The organism is Methylomonas sp. LWB (assembly GCF_001856095.1).
GTDB lineage: Bacteria > Pseudomonadota > Gammaproteobacteria > Methylococcales > Methylomonadaceae > Methylomonas > Methylomonas koyamae_A.
Window position 1 is genome coordinate 1 of record NZ_MKMC01000072.1, and the last position, 1,444, is coordinate 1,444.

The 1,444-nt window shown below is 53.9% G+C and carries 3 protein-coding genes; all 3 read right to left on the reverse strand.

Going from position 1 to position 1,444, the window contains the following annotated elements; genetic code table 11:
• Positions 1–129: 129 nt before the first annotated feature.
• Complete coding sequence (tnpB, locus tag BJL95_RS20735; protein ID WP_064031840.1) at positions 130–480, reverse strand: IS66 family insertion sequence element accessory protein TnpB; 351 nt, start codon at positions 478–480, stop codon at positions 130–132.
• Positions 456–863, reverse strand: a complete 408-nt coding sequence (locus BJL95_RS20740; protein ID WP_254786668.1) for a transposase — start codon at positions 861–863, stop codon at positions 456–458. Before BJL95_RS20740 ends, tnpB begins: the two co-directional genes overlap by 25 nt.
• A 249-nt stretch (positions 864–1,112) precedes the next feature.
• Positions 1,113–1,444 (reverse strand): IS200/IS605 family transposase (tnpA, locus tag BJL95_RS20745; RefSeq protein ID WP_083385803.1); only part of this gene is annotated, 332 nt, incomplete at its 5' end.

Genomic DNA, 1,444 nt, shown 5'->3' on the forward strand with positions numbered 1-1,444 from the left:
CGCTCGACCGTCACCAACCGCAGTTGACTCGCCAGCCGTTGCTGCTCGGCCAGCAAGGCTTGGTAGTCTTCGGTGGACAGCGTGATGGTGGGCGTCATGCCGTTATTTTACCGGCTTTACATCCGCGTTTCAGCCTACTTGGGTATAGGTTCGTGCCGGATGCGGCCGCATCGCGGCCAAGTCAATACCGGCTAACAACCAGTGGAGTTGCTCGACCGTCAACGTCACAACTGCTGCCTCTTTCGGCCAGTGAAAACGGTCGGCTTCCAGCCGCTTGAGCATCAACCAAAAACCGGTGCGGTCCCACAACAGCAGTTTGATCCGATCCCGCCGGCGATTGCTGAACACGTAGATGGCCGGCTCGAACGGATTCAAGCCTAATGCCTGCTCAACCAGCAGCGCTAAACCATTGATGGCCTTGCGGCCGTCGACCGGCTCGCGGTGCAGGTAGACCTTCAATCCTGCGTCGAAACGAAACATGGCAGCTCGGCCAACGCCTTCAAAATCACCGGCAGGTCGCTCAGCTCGACAGGCTGTAACGCGAGTTTAACGCCGTTGGGCAACTCCGCACTGAGCGCTGACTCAGCCGGTTTCTCTGCGCTCAGCGACTGAACGGGCACAAAAGCCGGCAACGTTAATGGACTGTTCGGATTCGGATGTCCTGTTTCTCGGTAATGCCCCATCCACTTGCGCAGCAGATTGGCATTGATACCGTATTGCAGAGCGATCTTGGCAACCGATGTGCCCGAATGCAAGCAAACTTTCACTAGCTCCCGCTTGGCTTCCGGATCATAAAGGCAACGGCCGTCTCGCCCGTGCCCCACGATTAATGGCCGCGATAATCGCGTGTTATGCTCCTTCATAGGTGTCCACCTGATTATAAGTGGACACTATCTTCGTTCCTTTCGAGCTGTTTATACAGATGCTGTTAAAGGACCGCTTACGAAAGTGTGTGAAAACTGAGCGTGCCTTCCAGCACTTGTGCCGTAAGTTGGTTCAGATGAAGTAAATATCCCCCGGCAAAGCCGGGGGCTTTATGTTGTGAACCGCTCAAAGCGGTAAATAGGGTCGCTGACGCGGCCCTTTAACTTTAGCCGCCAATAGGCGGCGACTCATTGCCAAAGGTTCATTTGTTCGACTCGTTGGTCTTCCTGTTCTTGATGACGGATATACTCCCGTATCATCGTTTCATCCCGACCCACTGTCGAAACAAAATACCCCCGCGCCCAGAAATGCTGACCTACAAAGCTCTGTTTCTTTTCACCATAAACACGGGCCAAGTGAATCGCACTCTTCCCTTTGATATAGCCAATCACCTGCGACACCGCATATTTCGGCGGGATAGAGATCAACATATGCACATGATCCGGCATCAAATGCCCTTCCAATATTCGGCTTTCTTTCTGGCTCGCTAACCTTCGAAACACCTCGCCCAAATGCTTGC